18 protein-coding genes are annotated in these 22,134 nt (G+C 60.9%); 9 read left to right on the top strand and 9 right to left on the bottom strand.

Features of this window, described 5'->3' with window-relative positions; all coding sequences use genetic code 11:
- Window positions 1-19: 19 nt before the first annotated feature.
- From M2343_RS01050 to M2343_RS01040, 3 genes are read left to right on the top strand one after another with little or no spacing between them, the layout of a single operon-like run.
- Window positions 20-520, top strand: a complete 501-nt coding sequence (locus M2343_RS01050) for a nuclear transport factor 2 family protein (RefSeq protein WP_264603852.1) — start codon at window positions 20-22, stop codon at window positions 518-520.
- A 50-nt stretch (window positions 521-570) separates the two neighbouring features.
- On the top strand, window positions 571-2,253 hold the full coding sequence (locus M2343_RS01045; protein ID WP_264575266.1) for a carboxylesterase/lipase family protein: 1,683 nt from the start codon (window positions 571-573) through the stop codon (window positions 2,251-2,253).
- A gap of 47 nt (window positions 2,254-2,300) precedes the next feature.
- Complete coding sequence (locus tag M2343_RS01040; RefSeq protein ID WP_264575265.1) at window positions 2,301-3,512, top strand: serine hydrolase domain-containing protein; 1,212 nt, start codon at window positions 2,301-2,303, stop codon at window positions 3,510-3,512.
- Between the two features lie 55 nt (window positions 3,513-3,567).
- On the opposite strand, the gene M2343_RS01035 is transcribed toward M2343_RS01040, so the two are convergent.
- Both M2343_RS01035 and M2343_RS01030 read right to left on the bottom strand, forming a co-directional pair.
- On the bottom strand, window positions 3,568-4,137 hold the full coding sequence (locus tag M2343_RS01035) for a MarR family winged helix-turn-helix transcriptional regulator (RefSeq protein ID WP_264575264.1): 570 nt from the start codon (window positions 4,135-4,137) through the stop codon (window positions 3,568-3,570).
- 1,109 nt (window positions 4,138-5,246) lie between these two features.
- A complete protein-coding gene (locus tag M2343_RS01030) occupies window positions 5,247-6,932 on the bottom strand; it encodes a chloride channel protein (RefSeq protein ID WP_264577461.1) in 1,686 nt (561 codons plus the stop codon).
- Between the two features lie 134 nt (window positions 6,933-7,066).
- Between M2343_RS01030 and M2343_RS01025 the strand changes: the two genes are divergently transcribed.
- Complete coding sequence (locus tag M2343_RS01025) at window positions 7,067-7,477, top strand: MarR family winged helix-turn-helix transcriptional regulator (RefSeq protein ID WP_264575263.1); 411 nt, start codon at window positions 7,067-7,069, stop codon at window positions 7,475-7,477.
- A 196-nt stretch (window positions 7,478-7,673) separates the two neighbouring features.
- Here the strand turns inward: M2343_RS01025 and M2343_RS01020 are convergent, their stop codons facing one another.
- On the bottom strand, window positions 7,674-8,153 hold the full coding sequence (locus tag M2343_RS01020) for an RrF2 family transcriptional regulator (RefSeq protein ID WP_264575262.1): 480 nt from the start codon (window positions 8,151-8,153) through the stop codon (window positions 7,674-7,676).
- 90 nt (window positions 8,154-8,243) lie between these two features.
- Here M2343_RS01020 and M2343_RS01015 point away from each other — a divergent pair, with 90 nt between their 5' ends.
- The 4 genes from M2343_RS01015 to hmpA are packed head-to-tail and all read left to right on the top strand — an operon-like array spanning window position 8,244 to window position 10,914.
- Window positions 8,244-8,669: a group III truncated hemoglobin gene (locus M2343_RS01015; protein WP_264575261.1), complete on the top strand. Its 426-nt coding sequence runs from the start codon at window positions 8,244-8,246 to the stop codon at window positions 8,667-8,669.
- A 14-nt stretch (window positions 8,670-8,683) separates the two neighbouring features.
- A complete protein-coding gene (locus tag M2343_RS01010) occupies window positions 8,684-9,370 on the top strand; it encodes an alternative oxidase (RefSeq protein WP_264575260.1) in 687 nt (228 codons plus the stop codon).
- 2 nt (window positions 9,371-9,372) lie between these two features.
- Complete coding sequence (locus M2343_RS01005) at window positions 9,373-9,651, top strand: DUF1971 domain-containing protein (RefSeq protein WP_264575259.1); 279 nt, start codon at window positions 9,373-9,375, stop codon at window positions 9,649-9,651.
- A 51-nt stretch (window positions 9,652-9,702) separates the two neighbouring features.
- A complete protein-coding gene (gene hmpA / locus M2343_RS01000) occupies window positions 9,703-10,914 on the top strand; it encodes an NO-inducible flavohemoprotein (RefSeq protein WP_264575258.1) in 1,212 nt (403 codons plus the stop codon).
- A 198-nt stretch (window positions 10,915-11,112) separates the two neighbouring features.
- Here the strand turns inward: hmpA and M2343_RS00995 are convergent, their stop codons facing one another.
- The 4 genes from M2343_RS00995 to M2343_RS00980 form a co-directional block, all read right to left on the bottom strand.
- Window positions 11,113-11,745 carry a tyrosine-type recombinase/integrase gene (locus M2343_RS00995; protein WP_264575257.1) on the bottom strand — a complete coding sequence of 211 codons (633 nt, stop codon included), beginning with the start codon at window positions 11,743-11,745 and terminating at the stop codon, window positions 11,113-11,115.
- Between the two features lie 311 nt (window positions 11,746-12,056).
- Window positions 12,057-13,544, bottom strand: coding sequence for a sulfatase (locus M2343_RS00990; RefSeq protein WP_264575256.1), 1,488 nt, complete (start codon window positions 13,542-13,544; stop codon window positions 12,057-12,059).
- A 10-nt stretch (window positions 13,545-13,554) separates the two neighbouring features.
- A complete protein-coding gene (locus M2343_RS00985) occupies window positions 13,555-15,018 on the bottom strand; it encodes a sulfatase-like hydrolase/transferase (RefSeq protein ID WP_264575255.1) in 1,464 nt (487 codons plus the stop codon).
- Window positions 15,019-15,020: 2 nt separating this feature from the next.
- Window positions 15,021-17,111, bottom strand: a complete 2,091-nt coding sequence (locus tag M2343_RS00980; RefSeq protein WP_264575254.1) for a sulfatase — start codon at window positions 17,109-17,111, stop codon at window positions 15,021-15,023.
- Window positions 17,112-17,202: 91 nt separating this feature from the next.
- Here M2343_RS00980 and M2343_RS00975 point away from each other — a divergent pair, with 91 nt between their 5' ends.
- On the top strand, window positions 17,203-18,243 hold the full coding sequence (locus M2343_RS00975) for a LacI family DNA-binding transcriptional regulator (protein WP_264575253.1): 1,041 nt from the start codon (window positions 17,203-17,205) through the stop codon (window positions 18,241-18,243).
- A 72-nt stretch (window positions 18,244-18,315) separates the two neighbouring features.
- Here M2343_RS00975 and M2343_RS00970 read toward each other — a convergent pair whose 3' ends face one another.
- Window positions 18,316-20,601 carry a TonB-dependent receptor gene (locus tag M2343_RS00970; protein WP_264575252.1) on the bottom strand — a complete coding sequence of 762 codons (2,286 nt, stop codon included), beginning with the start codon at window positions 20,599-20,601 and terminating at the stop codon, window positions 18,316-18,318.
- Between the two features lie 264 nt (window positions 20,602-20,865).
- The gene (locus M2343_RS00965; RefSeq protein ID WP_264575251.1) at window positions 20,866-22,125 is read right to left on the bottom strand and encodes an MFS transporter; all 1,260 of its coding nucleotides are present in this window, start codon (window positions 22,123-22,125) and stop codon (window positions 20,866-20,868) included.
- Window positions 22,126-22,134 lie beyond the last annotated feature (9 nt).

The raw sequence follows: 22,134 nt of genomic DNA, 5'->3' as shown, positions 1-22,134 counted from the left end.
CCGAGATAGGAGGTGCGTTGTGAAGGTGAAATCACTTCTGGCGATGGGGCTGATGGCCGCGATGATGCCTGTGGCCACATATGCTCAGGAGAGCGCCCCCCGCGAGATGACGCGGCAGAGGTTTGAGGAATATCTCCGCCTCTTTAGCGCAGGGGACGAGCGCTTCGCACAATTCTATGACGAGGATGTCGTTTTCCATCACGCGCCGATCTTTGGCGTGCTGAAGGGGAGGCAAGCGATCATCGATTTCTACAAGAATATTCGCTTGCAGGTCAGTGAGGAAGTGACGTCTCATGTGGTCGTCGTGGATAACGAGCACGGTGTAATGGCAGCCGAGCTGAGCACGCGGCTTGTAGCGCTCAAGGACGGCGTAGCGATGCCTTCGGGTCATCTCAACACCGGCGACATGATCGTCTCCGAAGGTACGGTCTATTACACGCTGAAGGACGGGCTCATCACGACCATCAGGGGCAGCAGGTCTGGAGCGCGCAAAACGGAGGCTGGCTCCATCGGCCACTGACGGGGCTCGGCAGGCACAAAGACGTGCTTAGGACAGGGACAGGAGCGGATATGTCTGGCGTTGGGCAGTTGCATTCAGCGGATTTTGTGGGCCGCCGCGCTTTCTTGAAAGGCGGCGCATCCACTGTGGCAGGCACTCTGCTGTTTGCCGGAAAAGCCAGGGGACAGGGCGCCGAGCGCTCCTTCGGACCGGTGGTGGAAACGGCGCATGGCGCCATCCGGGGCTTTGTGACAGAGAGCATTCATAGCTTCCGCGGCGTGCCCTACGGAGCCTCGACGGCAGGGCGCAACCGCTTTCGTCCCCCCGAACCTCCGCGATCATGGTCGGGTGTGCTCAATACGTTGGGATGGGGAGCCACCGCGCCGCAAGGCGACTCCACCACTGATCGCAGTTTCGCCGACAACCCTTATGCCTTGGCTGAAGGCGATGTGGGTCTTCAGACCTTCGAGAGCGAAGACTGCCTTGCTCTCAATGTCTGGACACCATCGGTAAATGATGACGCGCGCCGGCCCGTCATGCTGTGGCTCCATGGCGGCGGCTTCTGGTCAGGCTCCGCATCGACGGCTGTGCACGATGGTGGACGGCTCTCGCGCTTCGGTGACGTGGTGGTCGTGAGTTGCAACCATCGCCTGAACGTTCTCGGGTTTACGCCTATCGACAGCCCCGGCTTTGAGGGATCCGGCAACGTTGGTATGCTCGACATCCTGCTCGTCCTGCAGTGGATACAGAACAACATCGCTCGCTTCGGCGGTGATCCGAAGAACGTCACGATCTTTGGCTACTCGGGTGGCGGACAGAAGGTCTCGGCCCTCATGGCGATGCCGCAAGCGCGCGGTCTCTTTCACAAGGCCATCGTCCAGAGCGGACAGACCCCTGCCCTGCTTACCGCAGCGCAAGGCGAAGATGTAACACGGCGACTCTGTAGCGTGCTCGGTGTCGGACCCGGTGACGGCGCCGCACTGCAAGCGCTGCCCGTAGACGCGCTGCTCTCGGCCTATCGCGCCGTGATCGCGCAACCGCCGCGCCAGCTTTGGGGTTTTCCCGTCCGCTTTTCGCCCGTGGTGGATGGCCAGATCATCGCCGGGCAGCCCCTGGAGCCCTCCACTCTCGCGCTCTCCGCGCATGTACCGCTGATGATTGGCAGCGCACGGCAGGAGATGGCAGCCGTCACCCTGAGCGGAAATCCCGAGGCACATCATATGCGCTTCGAAGACCTGCCGGAGCGTCTGGCAGGCTATGTCGGCAAAGATCCAACCGCAGTGATAGCAGGGTACCGCACTATCTATCCTGAGATGTCGCCTTGGGATCTTTTTGCCGTCATGACCGCTGACATCCCAACGCGTATCAACTCGATCAGAATAGCGCAGCGCCGGCATGCGGCGCGGAGTGCCCCCGTGTTCATGTATCGCACCGACTGGCAAACCCCTGGCTTCAACAGCCTGATGAAAGCCCCGCACGGCCTTGAGGTGCCCTTGGTCTTCCGCAATGTGCAGGAAGGATCCGGCGTCAATGGTGGCGGCGAGGATGCCAAGGCATTGTCCGAGCGTTTGAGTTCGGCTTGGGTGGCCTTTGCGCGCAGCGGTACGCCGAGCACACCGTCCCTTGAATGGCCGGCCTATGAGCCGACGCGAAGAGCGACGATGCTGTTTGATCGTGAATGCCGCATTGCGCACGATCCTGACGGTGAAGCACGCCGGTTGCTGGATCAGCTTCGCATCGGCCAGGCATTGTGATGAGTGCCACCGCTAATCTGTTGATGAGCCGCAAAGGGAGAGCGCGAATGAACGTGAATTTGGGACGCCGCATCATGGCAGCATTGCTTGTCACGAGCGGACTGGTCGTCGCGGCGGGGGGCACTTCTGCTCGCGCTCAACCCTCGGACGAGGTGAAGACATATCGCATGCAGATGTTCGATCCGCCGATGCGGATGCTGGCGAACCGAACGCTCGCGGAAATGTTCAACACTGCGCCGGTCCCAGCCGGTCCAGCCGCCCTCGAACTGCGTCAGCGCCTGCGCCCGCTCGACTTCACGTACGAGTTCGACAAGAAGCGGCGGAACGCATTAGATATTGTCGAGCGCACTAAGACGGACGCCTTGCTGATCATGAAGAATGGCGAGATCGTCTACGAAGGATATTACAATAACTCCGGTGAAAAGACGCTCTTCAATTCCTACTCTGTTGCGAAATCTTTCAACGCGATCATGGTTGGGCTTGCGCTCCGTGAGGGGAAGATCGCGTCGCTGACGACGCCAATCACCACTTACATTCCGGAAGTGAAGGGCTCCGGGTACGAAGGGACGACAATACGCGACCTTCTCGAGATGCGCTCCGGCGTGGACTGGATCGACAATTTCATGACCCCCGGCAACCTTGCCTATGACGCTCATGTCGCGTCCTGGGTCGAGGAAAAGGCGCGCTATACGGATGGAGCGAAACTCACAAAGCCTGCCCATAAGCCAGGGACACATTTCACCTACAACAGCATGGATGCAGCCTTGGTCGGGCTCGTCGTCGAGCGTGCGACAGGGATGCCGGTCAGTCGTTATCTCAGCGAGCGCCTCTGGAGACCTGGCGGCATGGAGGCTGACGCCTTCTATGTCATCGATGGACCTTCTGGCGTGGGTCGTGAATTTACAGCGGGCGGCTTTAACGCCCGCCTAAGGGACTATGGGCGCATTGGACAATTGATGCTGAACGAGGGGATGCTCAACGGTCAGCGACTGCTGCCGCCGGACTATGTAAAAACCCTGCGCCAAAGCATCACCGCCGAGACCGGCGAGGGCTTGGGATATGGCTACTTCTGGTGGACCCAGACTGGCACTCAGGCCTTTTCAGCCATCGGGGGCGAGGGCCAGTTCATCTATGTCGATCCGGAACACAAGACTGTTGTCGTGAAACTCAGTCACGGACCGGTCGGCCCGGAAGCTGTCCCAGTGATGGCCGAGACGATGGCGTTCCTCAAGGCCGCTGCGCGGTGGAACCCGAAATGAGATAAGGGGTCACAGGTGGGCCGCCGGGCTAGGTTATCCCCGGACCGGCGGACGGCTAACCTTCCACAACATGGGGTGCGATCGCAACAATCTTCTTAGCGATCGAGCGGAGCCCTGCATCCATGATCCCCAAGTCCGCGGACGAGAGATTGCCCATCCACTGCTGGTAGAACTCGTCGCGTTCGCCCCGGATGGCAGATCGAATGCGCTCGCCCTCGGGGGTTAGCACCACCACGCGACTCTTGAGGTTTTTCGGGTTGCGGTAGCGCTGAATGAAGCCGCGCTTCTCTAGAGAGCGGAGGGCTCTACTGACCTCGGCCGGGTCAACGAGGGCGCGTTGTGCAATTTGCGTGGCGTTGCAGGGCTGAAGCTCCACGATCTGGGCCATGGCCCGCCATTCGGCCAAGGACAGGTTTGCCACCTGCTTGACGTGATGAGCCGTAATACGATCCACCAGTTTCGCGACGAGCAGCACGAGATAAGGGATGTTCCACGCCCCGACGGTGCTCCATTGCTCCTCAAGTATCGCCATCATCCGCTCGACTTCACGGGAGTCAGGGTAGATTGGCGGGTCCTGAATCTTGGACTGCTCTGAACCGGTTCCGTTATGCGGGGCGTTTTCCATAAAGCTGCGCCTAGCATGGCTCCGATTATGTGCAAATGAACACACGAAACCGGGCCAGCCGTTGAGAGCGTCCCACAAAATTTTTGCGACGTGTGAGTGAAGCGGTCAGCCTGTGCGTTTTGCCTTTCTTGTCCCTTCCGCAGCAATCGCCATCATGCGACCAAAGGTGGGGCATAGCGCCTGGTTGGGAGCCGGACAGGCGGCAGCGTGGCGAAGACCGTTTCGCATCGCGCCAAGGCAACGAACCAGGCGGCCGACCTCCCCTTCCCAGCCAACAGCATTCGCTGATGGGAGCATCGATCAAGCGGTATACCGAACGTTGCGTCGGTAATTCATGTCCGAACCTGCAACCACGAAGCTGCTCCCGCACTTGGTTCGCTCGAATCAGGAAACCAGCGGCCTTTGGTCCCTTTTCAAAGGCCTCAGCCCTAGTTGGGAGCCGCGACGGCGCCTCGTTCGCGAAGAATTCGTGCCCTTGGTAGATTTTCTCGAATTCAGCGGTGCGCCCGCTGACACGATCGTATCCGACGCCCTTCAAAAGTTCGATGCCGACGCAATCACCGCAGCCCGGACTTTGATCGAATGGGTTTGCAAACACCGTCTCGAAGATGCCGGAGGCAACCCAACATATGGGGCGAGCGACGACCTTGCCAAGCTATACAGGCAAGCTTCGGAACTGTTAAACATTCGCGCCTTCGCAGCACTCCAAAGATACCTTCAACCGCATCTTACGCAGCGCCCCGAGCGTCGTTGAAGAGCTATCCTTTATTGATAAGTTTGCGCATGCGGACTTCGTTCATCCCAATGTGCGTGACCGCCCCTTTATTTTCAGGCCAATGGATCTCAGGTGCAGGGCGCAGACAGCAGAGTGGCGGATTTTGGCAGTAACCCTACCGAGAAACCCGTCCGGCGGGAATGAATGTGAATATTACGACGGGCCGGCGGCGATCGACCAGATTACGGCATCCGCTGATCACCCGCGAACGTCCGACCATCACAATAGCAGTCATTCGCTTAACGGAGCTGCCAGGCTGGAGACGCGCCAGTTTCAGACATGGCCTCGGAACCGTGCATCCCGATAGTTGCCGTTCGTTCAGCGCTAAGCGCCTTTAACGGCTACGTGCGCGCTCCGCCTCGCTGCCGATGCGTCGCGCCTTCAACAGATCGTGACGCGATAGAATACCGATCACCTTGCTGGTGATCGGGTCGACGATCGGAACGCGCCCGACGCCCGTCTCGACCATCAGATCGGCCACAACACCAACCGGTGCCTGCGCGGTGGTAAAAGGCTGCGAGGCATCCGATACGGCATCAGACAAAGGGGCATCTCCCGGCGCGCTTTCAACTTGCCAGCGCAACGCGTCGGATCTCGACACCAGACCGAGCAACCGCCCTTCTTCACCGATTACCGGATAGCTGCGGTGCTTGGCGGTGCTTCCGAAAAAGGCGATTGTCTCGCCAATGGTCGTCGATCCTGACAGCATCTCCGGTTTGGGGGTCATGATCTGCCCGGCCTGCAGGAAATCGAACGGATCAACGCTATATTCCTGGAGGATATGCCGGCCGCGCCGCGAGATCTTCTCGGTCAGGATCGAGCGGCGCATGATAAGCACGCTGACCGCATAGGCGCATACAGAGGCGGCGAATGCGGCGGGTAGGCTGTCGAAATGACCGGTCAATTCAGCCGCGAACACTGCGCCAGTCAAAGGCGCCCGCATGGCTCCACTCAAGATACCAGCCATGCCCAGCATGGCGCAGAAGCCGGGATTGGCGCCAACCGCGAGGCCGACGATGGAAGCGCAGGCACCGCCCAGGATCAGCAACGGCGCCAGGACACCGCCTGATGTGCCGGAGCCCAGAGCGATCAGCCAGACGACCGCTTTGACCACGAACAGAGCGAGGACAACCCGGGTCGCGAGCGATCCATTGAGCAGATCCTGGATGCTCTGATAGCCAGCCCCGAGCACATGTGCGTCGATCAGCCCGCCGATACCGACGACGATGGCGCCCAACGCCGGCCACCACATCCAGTGGATCGGCAACCTGTGAAATTGGTCCTCGATCCGGTAGAGGAAAGTCGACAAAAGCACGGCTTCGAGACCGACGATCAGCCCGACGCCGCCAGCGCCCGCCATGACCAGCCAGCTGGTGACTGGCACACCGTGAAAGGGAAACAATGGCCCGCTTCCGACGAGCAGGGGGCGCCAGGCCAGCGACACGAGCGCGGCGACGACGACCGGTACGAAGCTGCGCGGTTTCCATTCGAACAGCAGCACTTCCACCGCGAGCAGAATGGCAGCAACAGGCGTCCCGAAAATCGCCGTCATACCGGCAGCTGCGCCTGCGACGAGCAGCGTCTTGCGCTCCGCAGCACTCAGATGGAAGCACTGGGCGAAGAGCGATCCGATCGCTCCGCCGGTCATAATGATCGGCCCCTCGGCACCGAACGGGCCTCCACTGCCGATCGAGATGGCAGATGAGAGGGGTTTGAGGAATGCAACTTTGGGGGACAGGCGGCTTTCACCATAGAGAATGGCCTCGATCGCCTCCGGTATTCCATGGCCACGAATCTTGTCCGATCCGAAGCGAGCCATCAGGCCAATGATCAGGCTGCCGATCACCGGAATGATGGCGACACCGAATCCGATCGAACTGTCAGTGATGAGTGCCGGGCTGGCGGAGAATCTGCCGAACCAGAAAATATTGGTCGCTATCGCGATGAGCTTGAGCAATGCCCAGGCCCCAAAAGCGCCGCCCGTGCCAACGAACAACGAGGCTGCGACGAGAATCAGCATGCGCCAGTCAGCGCTATGATCGGCGAGCCTATGGGCATGGGGTGGCGGTGTTATTGCGGTCATGGTGCCTTTCCAATGAATCCGCGGCGCATTATATCGCAATACGATATTTATCAACGGGATTGGGAGTAATCATGACCGAGACTGCTGTCACTGATGCCGACTACGCGATCTTGGCGGACTTTCGTCATACGTTGCGGCTGTTCATGGCATTCAGCGAGAGCAGGGCGGCCGCAGCGGGGCTAACAGCGCAGCAACATCAGGCATTGCTCGCGATCCGCGCGGCTCAACCCGGCACGGCGACGATCGGCTATGTGGCCGAGCGGCTCATTCTGAAGCCCCACAGCGCCACTGGCCTCATCCACCGGCTAGAGGCGCTGGGGCTGTTAATGCGCCGTCTTTCGGTGGCCGACCGGCGACAATCGCTTCTTAAACTGACGGCAAAGGCGGAGACGATACTTGCTGACCTATCAGCCACGCATCGGGAAGAGATTAGGCGCCTGCGTCCTCTATTGACGGCTTTGCTCGATCGCGCAGGAGAATAGAAAGTAAAATTGGGTCCGCTGGTCCGCCCTCATAGCGCCATTCGCTGTTTCAGTTTGGCATGTCGAAACCTGCGCTACGTTCATGCTCACGCAAAGACGCCATTCCTCGATCCTTTCGCTCCGATATGTCGGCAAGAGCTTGTGGAACTTGTCGGAGAGTCGCTGTGCGCGCGGCTTTAGCGCGGGATGCCTGCAGTCAAAGGACGCCGCCTCGGGAGGCCTGTTTCTCAGCGACGGCAGAAGCCCTCGAAGATGCGTCGGAGACGTGAAGCAGATATCCAAAGTCACCTCTGCGGGAGAGAACATCCGCCAGAGAGTAGCTGTCCAGCACCCTGAGGAATGCCAGCATGGCTTCGTCCAACACGCTGGTCAAACCACAGGCAGGCGCGATAAGACATGAGCTGCAACCGACGAGATCGAAATCGTCCTCCGTGTGGCGGATCAGGGCGCCAACATTGATCTCTTCCGGCGGACGGGCGAGCCGGATGCCGCCATTGCGGCCGCGTACGCTTTCCAGATAGCCGGCGTTCACAAGGTCGTTCACCACCTTCATCAGGTGGTTCTGGGATATGCCGTAGGCGCGCGCGATACCGGCAATCGAAGCCAGCTCCACGGGCTTCCGTCCCAGATAGAGCAGCACGCGCATGGCGTAATCGGTGTAGCGCGTCAGGCGCATCGGCACTCCGCAATTAATGATGCATTATCATTGCATGTTTTAAATCGCCTGTATAGATGCATCAATGTTGCATGATTTGGAGTCGGCGCAATGGCGCAGTTACAACTCGACGATGACGGTCTGAAAAGGCTGGTGGACGCCTTCTATGGCCGCGTCCGCGTGGATGCTGAACTGGGCCCGATCTTCGACCACGCCATTCATGATTGGCCGGAGCATCTCGACAAGCTGGCGGCCTTCTGGTCCTCGGTGATGCTCACCACCGGGCGCTACAAAGGCCAGCCCGTCCCCGCCCACATGAAGCACCGCAGCCGGATCACGCCGGCCTTGTTCCAACGCTGGCTGGCTTTGTGGGCAGACACGACGAACGAACTCATGGCGCGCGGCGCTGCCATTACCCTGCAGGCAAAGGCGGCGCGCATCGCCGAGAGCCTGCAACTTGCCCTGTTCTTCCGGCTGGATGACCAGCCCTTCCCCCGGCCCGCACGCCAAACAGCAGACGCGACGGACCCTGCATAGAGGAGTACGCTGCCATGACCGATATTCCACTCGTCGACCTGACCGTCCATCACGCACCGCGCGACGTGCGCGATCGGATCGCGCTCGGTTTCACCAAGGTTCTGCGCTTCTGCGCCGACACTTTTTTCGCCAAGCGCTACGGCCATCGCGCCATCGTTCTGGAGACCGTGGCGGCCGTCCCCGGCATGGTCGGTGCGACCATCAATCATCTCACGTGCCTGCGCCGCATGTGCGACGACAAGGGCTGGATCCGCACCCTGATGGAAGAAGCGGAGAATGAGCGGATGCACCTGATGACCTTCATCGAGGTCGCCAAACCGACCCTGTTCGAGCGGCTGGTCATTCTGGCGGTGCAATGGGTGTTCTACCTCGCCTTCTTCACGCTTTACCTGGTGAGCGCGCGCACCGCGCACCGCATCGTAGGCTATTTCGAGGAGGAAGCGGTGATCAGCTACACCCACTATCTCAAGGAAATCGACGAGGGCCGCAGCGCCAATGTGCCGGCACCCGCGATTGCGCGCCATTACTGGAAGCTGGCCGACAGTGCGACCCTGCGCGACGTGGTATTGGTGGTGCGGGCTGACGAGGCGCATCACCGCGATGTCAATCACAGCTTTGCCGACGAACTGGCGGGCAACGCGCCGGCGGTCAAGGCCGCGCCCTATCCTGAGCATGCCGACGACGTCCGGTTGGCGGCCTGATCATGGCTGAGCCGCGCCCCTATCGATCCACTCCCGTGTTCAATCAGGACACGCTGCCCGCTGCCCTGCGCGCCCGCCACGATACCAAGGCGGGCGTGTGGGGGGTGATCCGGGTGATCGAGGGCGCCCTCACGCTCACCTATATTGACCCGCCCTCGGAGGTGACCCTCACGCCCGAAAGACCGGGGCTAGTCCGCCCGCAGCAGCCGCATTTCGTGACGCCCGTCGGGACCATGAAGATGCAGGTGGATTTCTACGATCAGGCGCCGCCGGGACACTGATCCCGAGCTACCCCTCCCATTTCTTCATACATCATATCTCAGGAGTATTCGATGTCGCAGCCTCTCAGCGATCGGACGACCGCACTCGTCAAGGCCACGGTTCCCGCTCTCGAAGCCCATGGGCTCGACATCGTCCACGAGATGTACGCGCGCATGTTCCGCAATCCAGACATTCGCGAACTATTCAACCAGTCCCATCATGGCGACGCCGGATCGCAGCCCCGTGCACTGACCGGGGCGATCCTGGCTTATGCGAGCAATATCGAGAATCTGGGTGCGCTCGCCCCGGCGGTGGAGCGCATCGCGCAGAAGCATGTTGGCCTGCAGATCCTGCCCGAACATTATCCCCATGTGGGCAGGGCACTGCTCGGCGCGATCAAGGCCGTGCTGGGCGAGGCGGCGACCGACGAGATTCTCGAAGCCTGGGGCGAGGCTTACTGGTTCCTCGCCAACATCCTCATCGCGCGGGAAGAGCGCCTCTACACTGAGCAGAAGACAGCGGACGGCGGCTGGAGCGGCTGGCGAGAGTTCGAGGTTGCGGACATTGTGCGCGAGAGCAACATCATCAGCTCATTCATCCTTAGCCCCACCGATAGCGGCCCGGTCATGGCGCACAAGCCGGGCCAGTATCTGACGTTCTGGTTCGAGATTCCCGGCCATCCGCCGGTGAAGCGCAACTACTCGATCTCCACCGCGGCCAATGGCGAAACCTATCGCATTTCCGTGAAGCGCGAACCGCACGGACTGGCATCGGGCTGGCTGCATGACGCAGCCATGATTGGCACGCGCCTCAAGGTTGCGGCGCCTGCGGGCGAGTTCTTCCTCGACACGCATCATGAGCGGCCGGTGGTGCTGCTCTCGGGCGGCGTGGGCCTCACGCCGATGGTGGCGATGCTTGAAGCGCTGGTCGAGAACGGCGCCGATGTGCCCGTTCATTATATTCACGGCACCCATGATCGCACGACCCACGCCATGCGCGACCATGTCCGTACGCTGGCCGCGCGGGGCGGGGCCGTGCGGGTGACCGACTTTCATCAGACGCCGTTGCCCGACGAAGTCTTGGGGCGCGACTATGATGCCGCCGGCATCATCACGGACGAATGGCTGGTTGCCAGCACCCCCGTTGCACAGGCGGACTACTATATCTGCGGCCCGCGTCCGTTCCTGCGTCATGCCGTTTCGGCGCTATCGCTGGCGGGCGTGCCGGCAAACCGCATTCATTACGAGTTTTTTGGCCCCGCTGACGAACTGCTAGCAGCCTGACAGATACGACGTAGGACGAAATCCGCGAACACCACTTGTCGCCGACTGTCAGGATTGTCACCAATCGTGGCATTCCGAGCCTAGCGAACGGACGTCCGCTTTGGACGAATTCTGCCGTTCACCATCGCGCGGAGGAACGGCGGCAATGTCCCAAACGCCGCGAAGTTGGCCCCTCGCCGAAGGCGAGGAGCCGATTGGTCAAATCTCGGTATTCTCGGCGAGGGCAAGCGCATCTTCCACGTCAATCCCGAGATAGCGCACCGTATTCTCGATCTTGCTATGCCCGAGAAGGATTTGGACGGCTCGAAGATTGCCGGTGGCCCTGTAGATGATCGATGCCTTCGTTCGCCGAAGCGAGTGGGTTCCATACTCGCTTCGCATCAAACCGACCCCTGTCACCCATTCGTCGACAAGCCGAGCATACTGGCGAGTGCTGAGATGCCCGCTATGATCAACTCGGCTCGGGAACACATAATCATCGACCGTGCCGCCCCGGCGTTCGAGCCAAGCTAGCAGGCTTGCGCGAGCGTCTGGCAGCAGTTCGAATTGAACGGGCCGGCCTGTTTTCTGCTGCATGACGATTGCCCGCGTTCGGATCTGCCCGCCGCTGACAAGGTCGCCGATTTTCATCTGCACCAGATCGCAACCCCGAAGCTTGCTGTCGATCGCCAGATCGAACAGCGCCCGGTCTCGCAGGCGGCGGCGCTGATTGAGGTAGAAACGGATTTCCCAGATCTGCTTCGGTTTCAAGGCCCGCTTTGCACCCACTGTCCTTCCGGCATTCCAAACCGGGCGCTTGGCGGCAGTGAGTTCTGTTTCACGCATCTCCATGATCGTTCTCCTTTGGCCACATTGGCCACCGGAAGAACGCTTGCCGATGAAGATCCGCAGGAGTGGCAATGCGGCTCGCGCCGACCAGACTGCGCCGTTCGGCGTTCGGGTTTGGAACGGCAGCTTACCCCAGAACCGGTCATTTGCTCAGCGCAGAGCGGTATGGCATTACGCGCCTCAAGTCTGGTCCTCGGCAGCGTGATGAACGAAGTGCAATTTTAGGAACCGTGTTGGCCTGCTAAGGTTGGCAATGAAGGCGACATGCGCCTCTGAATCACTGCATACCCAAGTTTGCAAAACGCCAGCCCAAATCAGTCGCCTGCAATCCGATATCGCTGAGGGTTTTGCAGTAGAACCGGCACTTCACCTCGCAACGCAAGGCGATAATTCTCGAGTTGAGGATCGAGCGTGCGCTCCATCTGCTGCAGCATGAGGCGTTTCATCCGCTCCGCGATCGGGCGGTGGGCTTCATCGTCGATAAGATTGACGCGCTGTCCCGGATCGGCCTGCATGTCGTAGAGCGCCAGCAGGCGGCCGTGGACATATTGGTCGACGCGTTGCGCGATCCTGGCATCGGTTTCTGCCGCCTTGGCCATAGCGGGATAGGTCAGGCCCCACATGCTTTCCAGCTTGAGCTTCGTCTTGCCGTCTGCCCACGCTGTGAAGTGCAATGCGTATCTCTGGTCTTGCAGGGTCCGCGATGGATAGAGCCAGCCACTGGAAACATAATCGACGTAGGACATCACGAACGGCTGCTGGACGGCACCTGATCCTTTGATCAGCGGCACCCAGCTATGGCCGTCGAGGTTATTGGGCCGGTCAATCCCGAGAAGCTCGAGCAGCGTCGGCAGGATGTCGAGATTGCTCGCGAGATTATCGAAGCGGCGCGGCGGTGTCATGCCCGGCCAGCGCAGAACGACCGGCGTTCTGATGCCGTAATCGTAACAGGTCGCCTTGGCGAAGGGGAACGGCATGCCATGATCGGAGACGAAGAGGACGATCGTGTCGTCCGCCGCACCGCTCTCGTCCAGCGCCTTGAGGATATTGCCGACGGCGATATCGAGCCGCTGGGCAGAGTTCCAATATTGCGCGATCTCCTGCCGTATCTCGGGAAGGTCCTCGAGGTTGGCCGGGACGGTGACGTCATCGGGACCGAGCGGATTGGGGATCCGATATGGCCCCTCTTGCCCGTGATCCAGTTCCTCGGCATCCCGGCTGCCATAGAACGGCCTGTGCGGATCGTTGATATTGCAGTTGATGAAGAACGGTTTGTACTGCGCCTGAGCCTGCGTAATTGCGAGCCGGGTCAGGTCGGCATGAACCGTCGGATGCCGGTCCTTCCCCTCCTGCTTCATGTGCCATGGGAACGAGGTCGCAGGCTGCATATGCCCGATCTTGTGGCTCGCCGCACAATAATAGCCCTCTGACGCCAGCAAGGAGCAGAGCGTCGGGGTACCTTCATGCATGGGGAAGAAGCCGTTGCCACCGTTGCGATGCGGCAGCAGCCCACTCATGAACGCCTGGCGGGACGGCATGCAGATCGGCGCGACGGTTCGGACCTGTTCGAAGACATGGCTCTGGCTCGCCAGGCGATCCAGGTTCGGTGTCAGATTGCGCCGCCCGTTCATGAAGCCGAGCGCTGTCCAATCGATGTCGTCGGCCGTGATGAGCAGCAAGTTCGTGCGCTTGCGCTTGTCGCGCTTCACATAATCGCGGTCCTGAGCGAGGCTCGGCACGGCCATCAGCGCGCCAGAGGCGATGCCGGCCATCAGCAGTTGGCGCTTTGAGAAGCTGATCACGATGTCTTCCTTAATAAACGAATTCTGTCTTCCGCCCGCCGATGATCATCTCGCGAGTGGATTTGAGCGGCCACATGGCTTCCGGCAAGGAGGCATCGAAGCGATCGACCTTGTCCTTCATCGCGCGGACGCGATCGGGCATCGCCGAAGACAGGTCATTCACTTCCCAAGGGTCAGCGTCGATGTCGTAGAGCCGTGTCTGTGCCCAGTCGTCGGAATGCCACAGTTTGAAACGCCCTTCCCGAATGGCCCGTACCGGCCGCTGGCTCCACATCAAGGTGCGCTCGTCCCCCGTAGGGTGCGCGACGGTGGTGACGAGATCGAGCCCCTCAAGTTCTTGCGGAACCGCCTGCTTGGGTGCCGCCGCCTTGAGAATGGTCGGCAAGATGTCGATCGAGCTGACGGGCGCGTCGATCCTACCCCGCTGCTTCAGGCCATTGGGCCATGACATGAGGAAGGGCACGCGGGTGCCCCCTTCAAGATAGGTGAACTTGCCTGCGCCCCATGGGTGATATTCCGGACAGTAGCCAAACTGCACGGGGCAGCCATTGTCCGACAGGAAGATCACGATCGTATCATCGCGCACGCCTGCGTCGCTCAGCGCCTTGAGGATCTGCCCGACGCCCACGTCGAGCGCGTCGATCATCGCCACATAGGTGCGGCGCACGGGGTCGGTTATCTCGGAGCGATTGTCATAATAGACCTTCGGCACCTGCAGCGGCCAATGCGGGGCGTTGTAGGCGACGTAACCGAAGAAGGGTTCGCCCGATGCGGCACTGCGCCGAATGAAGTCGACAGTGCGCTCGGTGATCGTTTCCGTCAGATACTGGTTCGGCTGCTCCACGATCTGCATGTCCGGTCCCTCGAACAGGCGGCCACCGCCTTCCCGCTTGATGGGTTCGTAGCGATCGGCCTTGGTCGGCGTGGTGACGAGTCCTGGGGTATCGGGCTCGGCATAGATTGTTTCACCGGCCAGGAAGCCGAAGAACTCATCGAAGCCGCGGCGGGTCGGATAGAATTTCGGTTCTGCGCCCTGATGCCATTTGCCGAAAACAGCCGTCCGGTAGCCCATCGGTTTCAGGCGCTCAGCGATTGTGGGCACGTCTGTGGGGAGACCTGCCCCCGCATCCAGATTGCCGCGGTCATTGATGTTGTACATGAAGCCGTAGCGCGCCGGAGTTCGCCCGGTCAAAAGCGCGGCGCGTGATACGGCGCAAACGGAGGCAGCAACATAGCCTGCCGAGAAGGTCACGCCATTCTCGCCGATGCTGTCGATGTTGGGCGTGTCGATGGTGCCTGCCTTGTTGATCGAAACGTCGGTCCAAGGAAGGTCGTCCACCAGGATGACGATAACATTCGGCTTCTTCTGTTCCTGCTGCGCTTGCACCTTGCTCACCGGCGCGACCGGGACATGGGTGCAACCTGCGATCCCGAAGAGGCTGGCAGCAGCCAGCATTTTCACCAGGGTTTTCATGATCAGCCTTCGATGTTGGATTGTTTGCCGAGCCGATCGAGTTCGAAGATCGGCATGGACGGTTGGTAGCGATCCGTGAGCTTGGCCTCGAGATAGATGGCGCAGCTCCGAACAAACAGGTAAGGATCGCTTTTTGCAGCGGAAATTTGTGGGAGAACCTGCTTGGCCAGATCTGGCGCGCAGTAAGTAAGCCCATTGATAGCCTGAAGCCGCACCGGCTGGGATTGGCCCGCATCCAAGAGACCCGCGAGCGCCCGGACGCCCGCTTCTCCAAGGCCGAGATGCGTCGCTGCCTCCGCCGCTGCGATGCGCGCTTGGGGACTCGGATCAGCCGCCATGACGGACTCAAGCCGCCCCGCCGCCGGCCGAGCCGCTGATCCCATGATGAGAAGACCGTTGGCGGCCCAGTAGCGCATCACCGCATCGGGATGGGACAGGAGCTCGGCAAAGCGATCAACGTTCGCCGGTTCGCCACGCGCCGCATCCGCGGCCAGCGCCATGATGTCCTTGAGGGGATAGGCGCCGGGCACACGGCTGGCTTCATACCCCTCCGCGGCCATCCCTTCCGGGATGAAGCCATTGTCTCGGGTGGCGAGCATGTGGGCATCGAGGGCGCGGCTCATGCTGTTCAGACGGTTCTTGAACTCAGCAAGGACAGCCAGATTTTCGACCTGATCGGGGTCGTTCTTCAGATCATAAAATTCTTCCGCAGCGCGAGTTTCGAAGAACGTCCGCTGCTTGCTATCGCACTGGCCCGCCAAATAGGCCCGCTCATAGGACTGATAGCCCTTGGCGAGCCAGGCGAAGGCCTGATGCTGACCGCAGGGCCGATGCGGTGCATAGTTGCGGATATATCGATAGCGGCCATCCGTCACCGTGCGGACAAAGTCGTAGCGCTCGTCCATCCGGTTCCGCATCCCGAAGGCGAAGCGCTTGGAAGGGGCACGACGTGCTCCGAGAAATGCATCTCCCTGCATCGTCGCAGGGGCACGCTTGCCGGCCAGGGACAGCACGGTCGGCGCGAGGTCAATGAAGCTCACCGGTGCTTCGACCGCGCTTCCAGGGCGATGCGGCGCCAGATGCGCAAATTTGGGCGGCACCCGCACCACCATGGCGCAGCGCAATCCTTCATCATAGCAGTAGCGTTTGGAACGCGGGAGCGAGCCGCCATTATCGGAATAGTAAAAGACGATCGTGTCGTCCGCGAGGCCATCTGCTTCCAGCGCGTCGAGCAGACCGCCGACCTGCGTATCCATCTGCTCCATGAGATTATAGTAGCTGGCAAAATCCTCCCGGATTTCTGTCGTGTCTGGCAAGTGCACAGGGACTTTTATGTCTGACGGGCTCACGCGACCGGCCACCGGATTGAACAGGCGGGACTCATGCGTGGTCATCAGGTTGAAGACCGACATGAATGGAGTTCCTTCGGGCCGGCCACGCCAGTGCGCCTGCGGACCCTGCGCGCTCCAGATCGCATCGGATTTGACGTCGCAATTATAATCGGTCTTCGCGTTGTTGGAGCAGAAATAGCCTGCTTCGCGCATCAGCTCCGGATAAGTGCGGATAAAACCCGGCAGATGAGCACGGGCGCGCATATGATGCGCCGGGCCGCAGCTCTCGGGATATACCCCCGTCAGAATGCCGAAGCGCGAGGGCGCGCAGACCGGCGCGTTGGAATAGACATTCCGATATAGGATGCCCTCCTTCGCCAGCCCGTCGATAATCGGCGTATGGGCCAAGGGATCGCCATATGCGCCGATGAACGGGTTATTGTCCTCGCTGACGATCCAAAGGATGTTCGGCAAATCGCCTTTCGTGGCACGCACGGCCGACCGCGCACCCGTCGCTGTTGCAAGGGCAGCCATGCCAGCGACGATCTGTCGACGGGTCGTGAGCCCCCTCCCCATCAAATATTTCCTGACCAAAAGAGCTTGGCGGTCACCGCGGATCGGGAAGGCGCAACATCGACAGTGGGCTTCTGCGGTGGCGAAGACGGATGGACAGATGGGAAAAGCGCAGAGAAGAACTGCTTCCGATATACCCCTTGAGTTGCAGCGATCATCGCAGCTGATCCTTCTCCCGCCGACGATCATGTCGTCACAATTCAAGCGCGTGATTTACCGCTAAATCATACGTGCTTGTGCGCCCTTGTCAACCAGTGCTCAATGCGCATAGGGATTTGCAATGACCAAACGCCCCCGTCGCCGAAGCAAGAACGTCGTGACGATGGCGGAGGTAGCCAGCCTTGCTGGCGTCTCGACAATGACGGTGTCCAACGTCCTCAATAACAAGCCGAGCGTGTTGCCAGAGAGGCGGCGAGCCGTGCTCGAGGCGATGGACAAGCTGAATTATCGCCCCAATGTCGCTGCGCGTGCATTGGCAAGCGCGGGCTCGATCCGGATCGGCCTGCTCTACCGCGACGTGGAGAATGCCATTTTGGGCGCGATGCTGGTCGGCGCGTTGAAGGCGTCCGTGCGCTTTGGGTTTCAGCTCATCATCCGCAGCTATGATGAAACCAAGCCTCTCGATGAGGTGGCGGCCTTTGCGGTGAGCGGAATCGATGGCTTGCTGCTCCCACCACCGCTTTGCGAACTGGCCAGCTTCAGCGGCATTTCGACGAAGCTCAGCATCCCGATGATCGGCCTAGCGCCCGGAACGAACCTGTCGGACATTCCTGCCGTACGGATCGACGACGAGGTAGCCGCTTATGAGGTCACGCGCCTGCTGTTGGAGAAGGGGCACCGCCGGATCGGCTTCGTGAAGCTGCCGGGTTCGATGGTGGGGCAGACGCGACTGGCTGGCGTTCAGCGAGCACTCGCCGAGCGCGGGGTTGTGCTGGAAGAGCGATTTATTTGGGAAGCACGTCCGATCTACGAGGCCGGCCTCGCCCTTGCCGAGATGGTCTGCAAAATGGACGAGCGACCAACCGCCATCCTGGCCGGCAGCGATGACATCGCAGCAGCCTTCGTCAACGTCATGCATCGCTGCGGGCTGGACGTCCCGAAGGATATTTCGATCGTCGGCTTTGACGACACGCCGATTGCGGTAAAGATCTGGCCGGCTCTAACCACTGTGCGCCAGCCCCTGGCCTACATTGCTGAACAGGCGACCGAGCGGCTCATTCAGATGATCCGCAACCCCGATCAGTACACCAACGACGTGATCTACATTCCGCATGAGATCATTCAGCGTGCCTCGGTATCCGACCGTACTTTGACGGACTGATAAAAAGGGGCGGTGAACATCTTCACCGCCCTTCCCGATCATTTTCAAGCGAGGCTTACGAGCCTCAGTGCATCAGAAATGCACAGCAGCCCGCACGCCGAAGTAACGCTCGCCATCACGCAGAACCTGCTGATAGACTCTGCCGCCATTGAAGGTGGAGTTGAAGAGATTGCCGGTGAAGTTCTTGTCGAACAGGTTCTTCACGAAGACCGACACCGAATAAGCGCCGTCCTTGCTTTCCAGGCCCAGAGCCGCGTTCACGACGGCATAGCCGTCCTGAATGGTCTTGGGGTCCTGATCGAGGCTGTACTGCACCTTGGTCTGGTACACGACGTTCGACTGGATGAACCCATCGAACGGCATGCTGTCGCCGAAAGGCACGGTCTGGCGCACGTAGAAGGTGCCGCGGAAATCCGGCGCATTGGGGAGCGCGCCGCCGCTCAGGTTCTGCGATCCACCGACGCAGCCCAGCGCCGCTGTCTGGCCCACATAGCAGGGGCCGATCGGGAACTCGTCGATGCGCGCATCCGCCCAGGTGCCGCCGAGCGAAATGTCGAGCAGCCGCGTGGGCTTCACGGTCGCCTCGACCTCGATGCCGCGCGTCGAAACGGTGCCCGCGTTCAGCAGGTAGAAGGAGATATCTCCCGGCAGGCGCGCCTGGGACTGATAACCGCGATACTTGGTGTAGAACAACGCAGCATTGAGCGAAAGCTTGCGGTCCAGCGTCTGAACCTTCGCGCCGACCTCGAACGCGTCTGACAGCTCAGGATTGACCGGCTGGTCTGTCGGCTGGGTCGCAAAGATCAGGTTGAAGCCCTTGCCTTTGTAACCGCGTGCATAACTGGCATAGACATTGCCGAGGTCGCCCAGACTCTGGCGGACGCCGATCTTACCCACCACCGCTGTGTCGCTGGTGGAGTTCGAGAAATTGGCCGCCGTGCCGGTCGCCCCTGTAAGCGGCAAGTCACCAGGAACCAGCACGTCCGCAGGATCACGGTCCGCGCTCCAGTCGAGCGTCTCGCGCAACACCCGCAGGCCGCCGAACAACTGTGTGTTCTCTGTCAGATCGATGTTCGTGCTGATAAACGCCGCGATATTCGAGCTGGAGGTGCTGCCCGAGAACTGCCCGCTGCGCGGGCCGGCCAGAAAGACCTGACGACGCTGGAAGGTCGTGTCGATGTCCACCTTGGAGGCAAAGGCGCCCACAAGCACGTCAAAGCCGCCGAGATCGCCCGAGACCAGGCGGATTTCCTGCGTCAGTTGCTGCAAAGAGGTGGTGCCGCTGTTGACGTCCCACAGGTTAACGCCCGCAACAGGGGCGGTCAGCGACGTGTAGTCCGTGTCGCCGCGACCGGTGAAATCCCACTTCCTGATTGCGCTGATCGAGACCAGTTCGAAATTGTCGGTCAAGCGGGCCTTGATGCGCGCGGAAATGCCCCACTGCTCACTGTCATTGGTATTGTCCGAGTTCAGGTTGACCTGACGGTTCTCGGCAGAGGGGATGACGGGGGCCACGGCATTGGCATAAGCCACCGTGCCAAGCTCGCGCAGGGTCGGGACGGTCGTATCACTGCCCTTGCTATAGTCGCCGATCACCGTGATTTCGAGATCGTTCGTGGGCTCGAAGCGGAGTTTCCCGCGCGTTCCCCAGACATGATAGCCCGAGAGCTTGCTGTCACCAACGCCGGAGACGTTCTCGACGAAGCCGTCATAATCCTTGAAGAAACCGCTGAGGCTGAAGCCCAACGTCTCACTGACCGGGCCGGAAATCGAGCCGCGCAGCTGCAGCTCGCCGCCTTCGGCATACGTCGCGTCGAAGTCGCCCGTGAGCGTGCGACCCGGTGCCTTGGTCGTGACCGAGACGAGGCCGGCGGACGCGTTCTTGCCGAACAGGGTGGATTGAGGACCGCGCAGAACCTCGACGCGCTGAACGTCGATGAGGTCCTGGAATCCCTGACCGGACCGGGCCATCGGTACGTCGTCGACGATAACGGAGACGGCCGGCTCAGTCGCTGCCGAGAACACGGTCGTCCCGATGCCGCGAATGCTGAGCGAGCTGTTGGACTGGTTGCTGCCCTTCGTGAACGTCAGCGACGGAGAGGCATTGGCGACCGACTCGATAGACGACGCGCCGATCGCATCGAGCTGCGCGCCGGACACCACGGAAACGGCGACCGGGACTTCCTGAAGCGTCTGCTCGCGAAGCGCTGCCGTGACCACGATGTCGCCGACGTCTGCGGTATCATCGGCTTGGGGCGCCGTGGATGCTTGGGCGACCTGCGCCATAGCGGCGTGCGGCAGAGCGGCGGCGAGAGCGCTGATACTGCACAGCGCGACGATTCTGAAATGGCGGATCATAAGAAACTCCTCCCCTTATTGATCTCGGGTAGACGCGAAATTTAGCGCTACATATAGTTGGCCGTAAGCGCCGTCAACTGGTGCGATTCATCCTCGCGAGCGTCGGAATGTTCGGCTTCTCCGAGGCCGCCATCGGTGACATTCTTCGGCATGTCACTGTGCTGACAATCTCATCCGGGCGCTCTTCGCCGCGACGTTCCGTCGGCTCAATGCCAGCCGATCAGTAACAGCCAAGAACGAGGAAACAGTCCGCGATTGAAGCGCTTATCGCGATCGTCTGATCGGCGCGATCGCCACGGCGCCAAGCAGAGCGAAAACCGTGCCTGCAATGAAGACAGCGGCATAATTCTCACCGTCAGCACTGCCCAGCACGAGAATGATTGGGGCAAGCGCCGGCGCCAGCGACTGAGGCAGCGAGTTTGCAATCTGGAAGACCCCCATGTCCTTCGCGCGCTCCTCCTTGTTCGGAAGAATGGCCGCGAGCAGAGCAAGGTCCACGGCGAAGTAGAGCCCCTTCCCCAGCCCAGCGACAGCAACGCCGACGAGAAACTGCGGGACCGACGGTGCCAGTGCCACGAGAAGAAACCCTGTCGCCTCAATGATCGCAGCCAGAGCGACGAAGGGCTTGCGACGCCCCGACCAGTCCGCAACAAATCCGCCGACGATCGAAATGCTGATGGTCGCGACGGCGATAATGGCCATCGACCGAACCATCACCTGTGTGGCGTCGGAACGTTCGAGCGACAGCTGATCTGTGAGAAAAAACAACTGGTAGGTCAGCAGGAACGACCAGGCCATCATGATGAGAAAACGGCTGACGAACGCCCAACTGAAATCGCGATCGAGGAACGGCTTGATCAGCGCGCGCGGTATTTCCGCGAGGTTCGTGCGAGCCCCTTCGTCCGCAGGCGCTGCCCGGTCAGGCAGGATCAGAACGAGCGCGAGGACGCCGATCACCGTGATGCCGAACGGTGCGAGGAACATCAGCAATGTGGAGGTCTGCGTGAACTGGGTGATCCAGCTCCCGGCGAACGTGGCTGCGGTCGAGGTCATCCCGAGCATCCCGGCGACGCGGCCCTGCAAGCGGAACGGGACGACATCCGGCAGAATGGGTAGGCAGGCGGCCTGCATCGCGTTGAAACCGGCCTGGCAGATCACCCAACCCAAGCCCAGCAGCAAAAGATTGGGCGCGGTCCCCAAGATGGTCAGGCCCACAGCACTGACAGCTAGCCCGCCGACCAGCCAGGGCCGCCGACGGCCAAAGCGGCTTCGGGTCCGGTCCGACAATGCGCCGCAAACAGGCGCAGAGACGAGCGCCACGAAAGCACCGGTCGCGAGGATGATGCCGAGCCACTGCCCCTTCTCCGCCTCGGTCGCGATTTCACCGACCCGCAGCGCGATGGTCAGGACCACCGGGGTCAGTAGGGCGACCCAGATGCCGAACTGGGCGAGCACATACACCGCAATGAAGCCGCCCGAAACGGGGCGGACAGGCTCCATCGGAGCATCGGGTGCTATCGTCATCGTGACTCT

It is taken from the genome of Sphingobium sp. B8D3B (assembly GCF_025961875.1).
Lineage (GTDB): Bacteria > Pseudomonadota > Alphaproteobacteria > Sphingomonadales > Sphingomonadaceae > Sphingobium.
This window is presented reverse-complemented; position numbering and strand designations above follow the sequence as displayed.

Excerpts from the sequence above, each read along its gene's own strand:
- M2343_RS01045 (WP_264575266.1), top strand. The coding sequence starts at position 571 with ATGTCTGGCGTTGGGCAGTTGCATTCAGCGGATTTTGTGGGCCGCCGC.
- M2343_RS01040 (WP_264575265.1), top strand. The coding sequence starts at position 2,301 with ATGAACGTGAATTTGGGACGCCGCATCATGGCAGCATTGCTTGTCACG.
- M2343_RS01035 (WP_264575264.1), bottom strand. The coding sequence starts at position 4,137 with ATGGAAAACGCCCCGCATAACGGAACCGGTTCAGAGCAGTCCAAGATT.
- M2343_RS01030 (WP_264577461.1), bottom strand. The coding sequence starts at position 6,932 with ATGCTGATTCTCGTCGCAGCCTCGTTGTTCGTTGGCACGGGCGGCGCT.
- M2343_RS01025 (WP_264575263.1), top strand. The coding sequence starts at position 7,067 with ATGACCGAGACTGCTGTCACTGATGCCGACTACGCGATCTTGGCGGAC.
- M2343_RS01020 (WP_264575262.1), bottom strand. The coding sequence starts at position 8,153 with ATGCGCCTGACGCGCTACACCGATTACGCCATGCGCGTGCTGCTCTAT.
- M2343_RS01015 (WP_264575261.1), top strand. The coding sequence starts at position 8,244 with ATGGCGCAGTTACAACTCGACGATGACGGTCTGAAAAGGCTGGTGGAC.
- M2343_RS01010 (WP_264575260.1), top strand. The coding sequence starts at position 8,684 with ATGACCGATATTCCACTCGTCGACCTGACCGTCCATCACGCACCGCGC.
- M2343_RS01005 (WP_264575259.1), top strand. The coding sequence starts at position 9,373 with ATGGCTGAGCCGCGCCCCTATCGATCCACTCCCGTGTTCAATCAGGAC.
- hmpA (WP_264575258.1), top strand. The coding sequence starts at position 9,703 with ATGTCGCAGCCTCTCAGCGATCGGACGACCGCACTCGTCAAGGCCACG.
- M2343_RS00995 (WP_264575257.1), bottom strand. The coding sequence starts at position 11,745 with ATGGAGATGCGTGAAACAGAACTCACTGCCGCCAAGCGCCCGGTTTGG.
- M2343_RS00985 (WP_264575255.1), bottom strand. The coding sequence starts at position 15,018 with ATGAAAACCCTGGTGAAAATGCTGGCTGCTGCCAGCCTCTTCGGGATC.
- M2343_RS00980 (WP_264575254.1), bottom strand. The coding sequence starts at position 17,111 with ATGATCGTCGGCGGGAGAAGGATCAGCTGCGATGATCGCTGCAACTCA.
- M2343_RS00975 (WP_264575253.1), top strand. The coding sequence starts at position 17,203 with ATGACCAAACGCCCCCGTCGCCGAAGCAAGAACGTCGTGACGATGGCG.
- M2343_RS00970 (WP_264575252.1), bottom strand. The coding sequence starts at position 20,601 with ATGATCCGCCATTTCAGAATCGTCGCGCTGTGCAGTATCAGCGCTCTC.
- M2343_RS00965 (WP_264575251.1), bottom strand. The coding sequence starts at position 22,125 with ATGACGATAGCACCCGATGCTCCGATGGAGCCTGTCCGCCCCGTTTCG.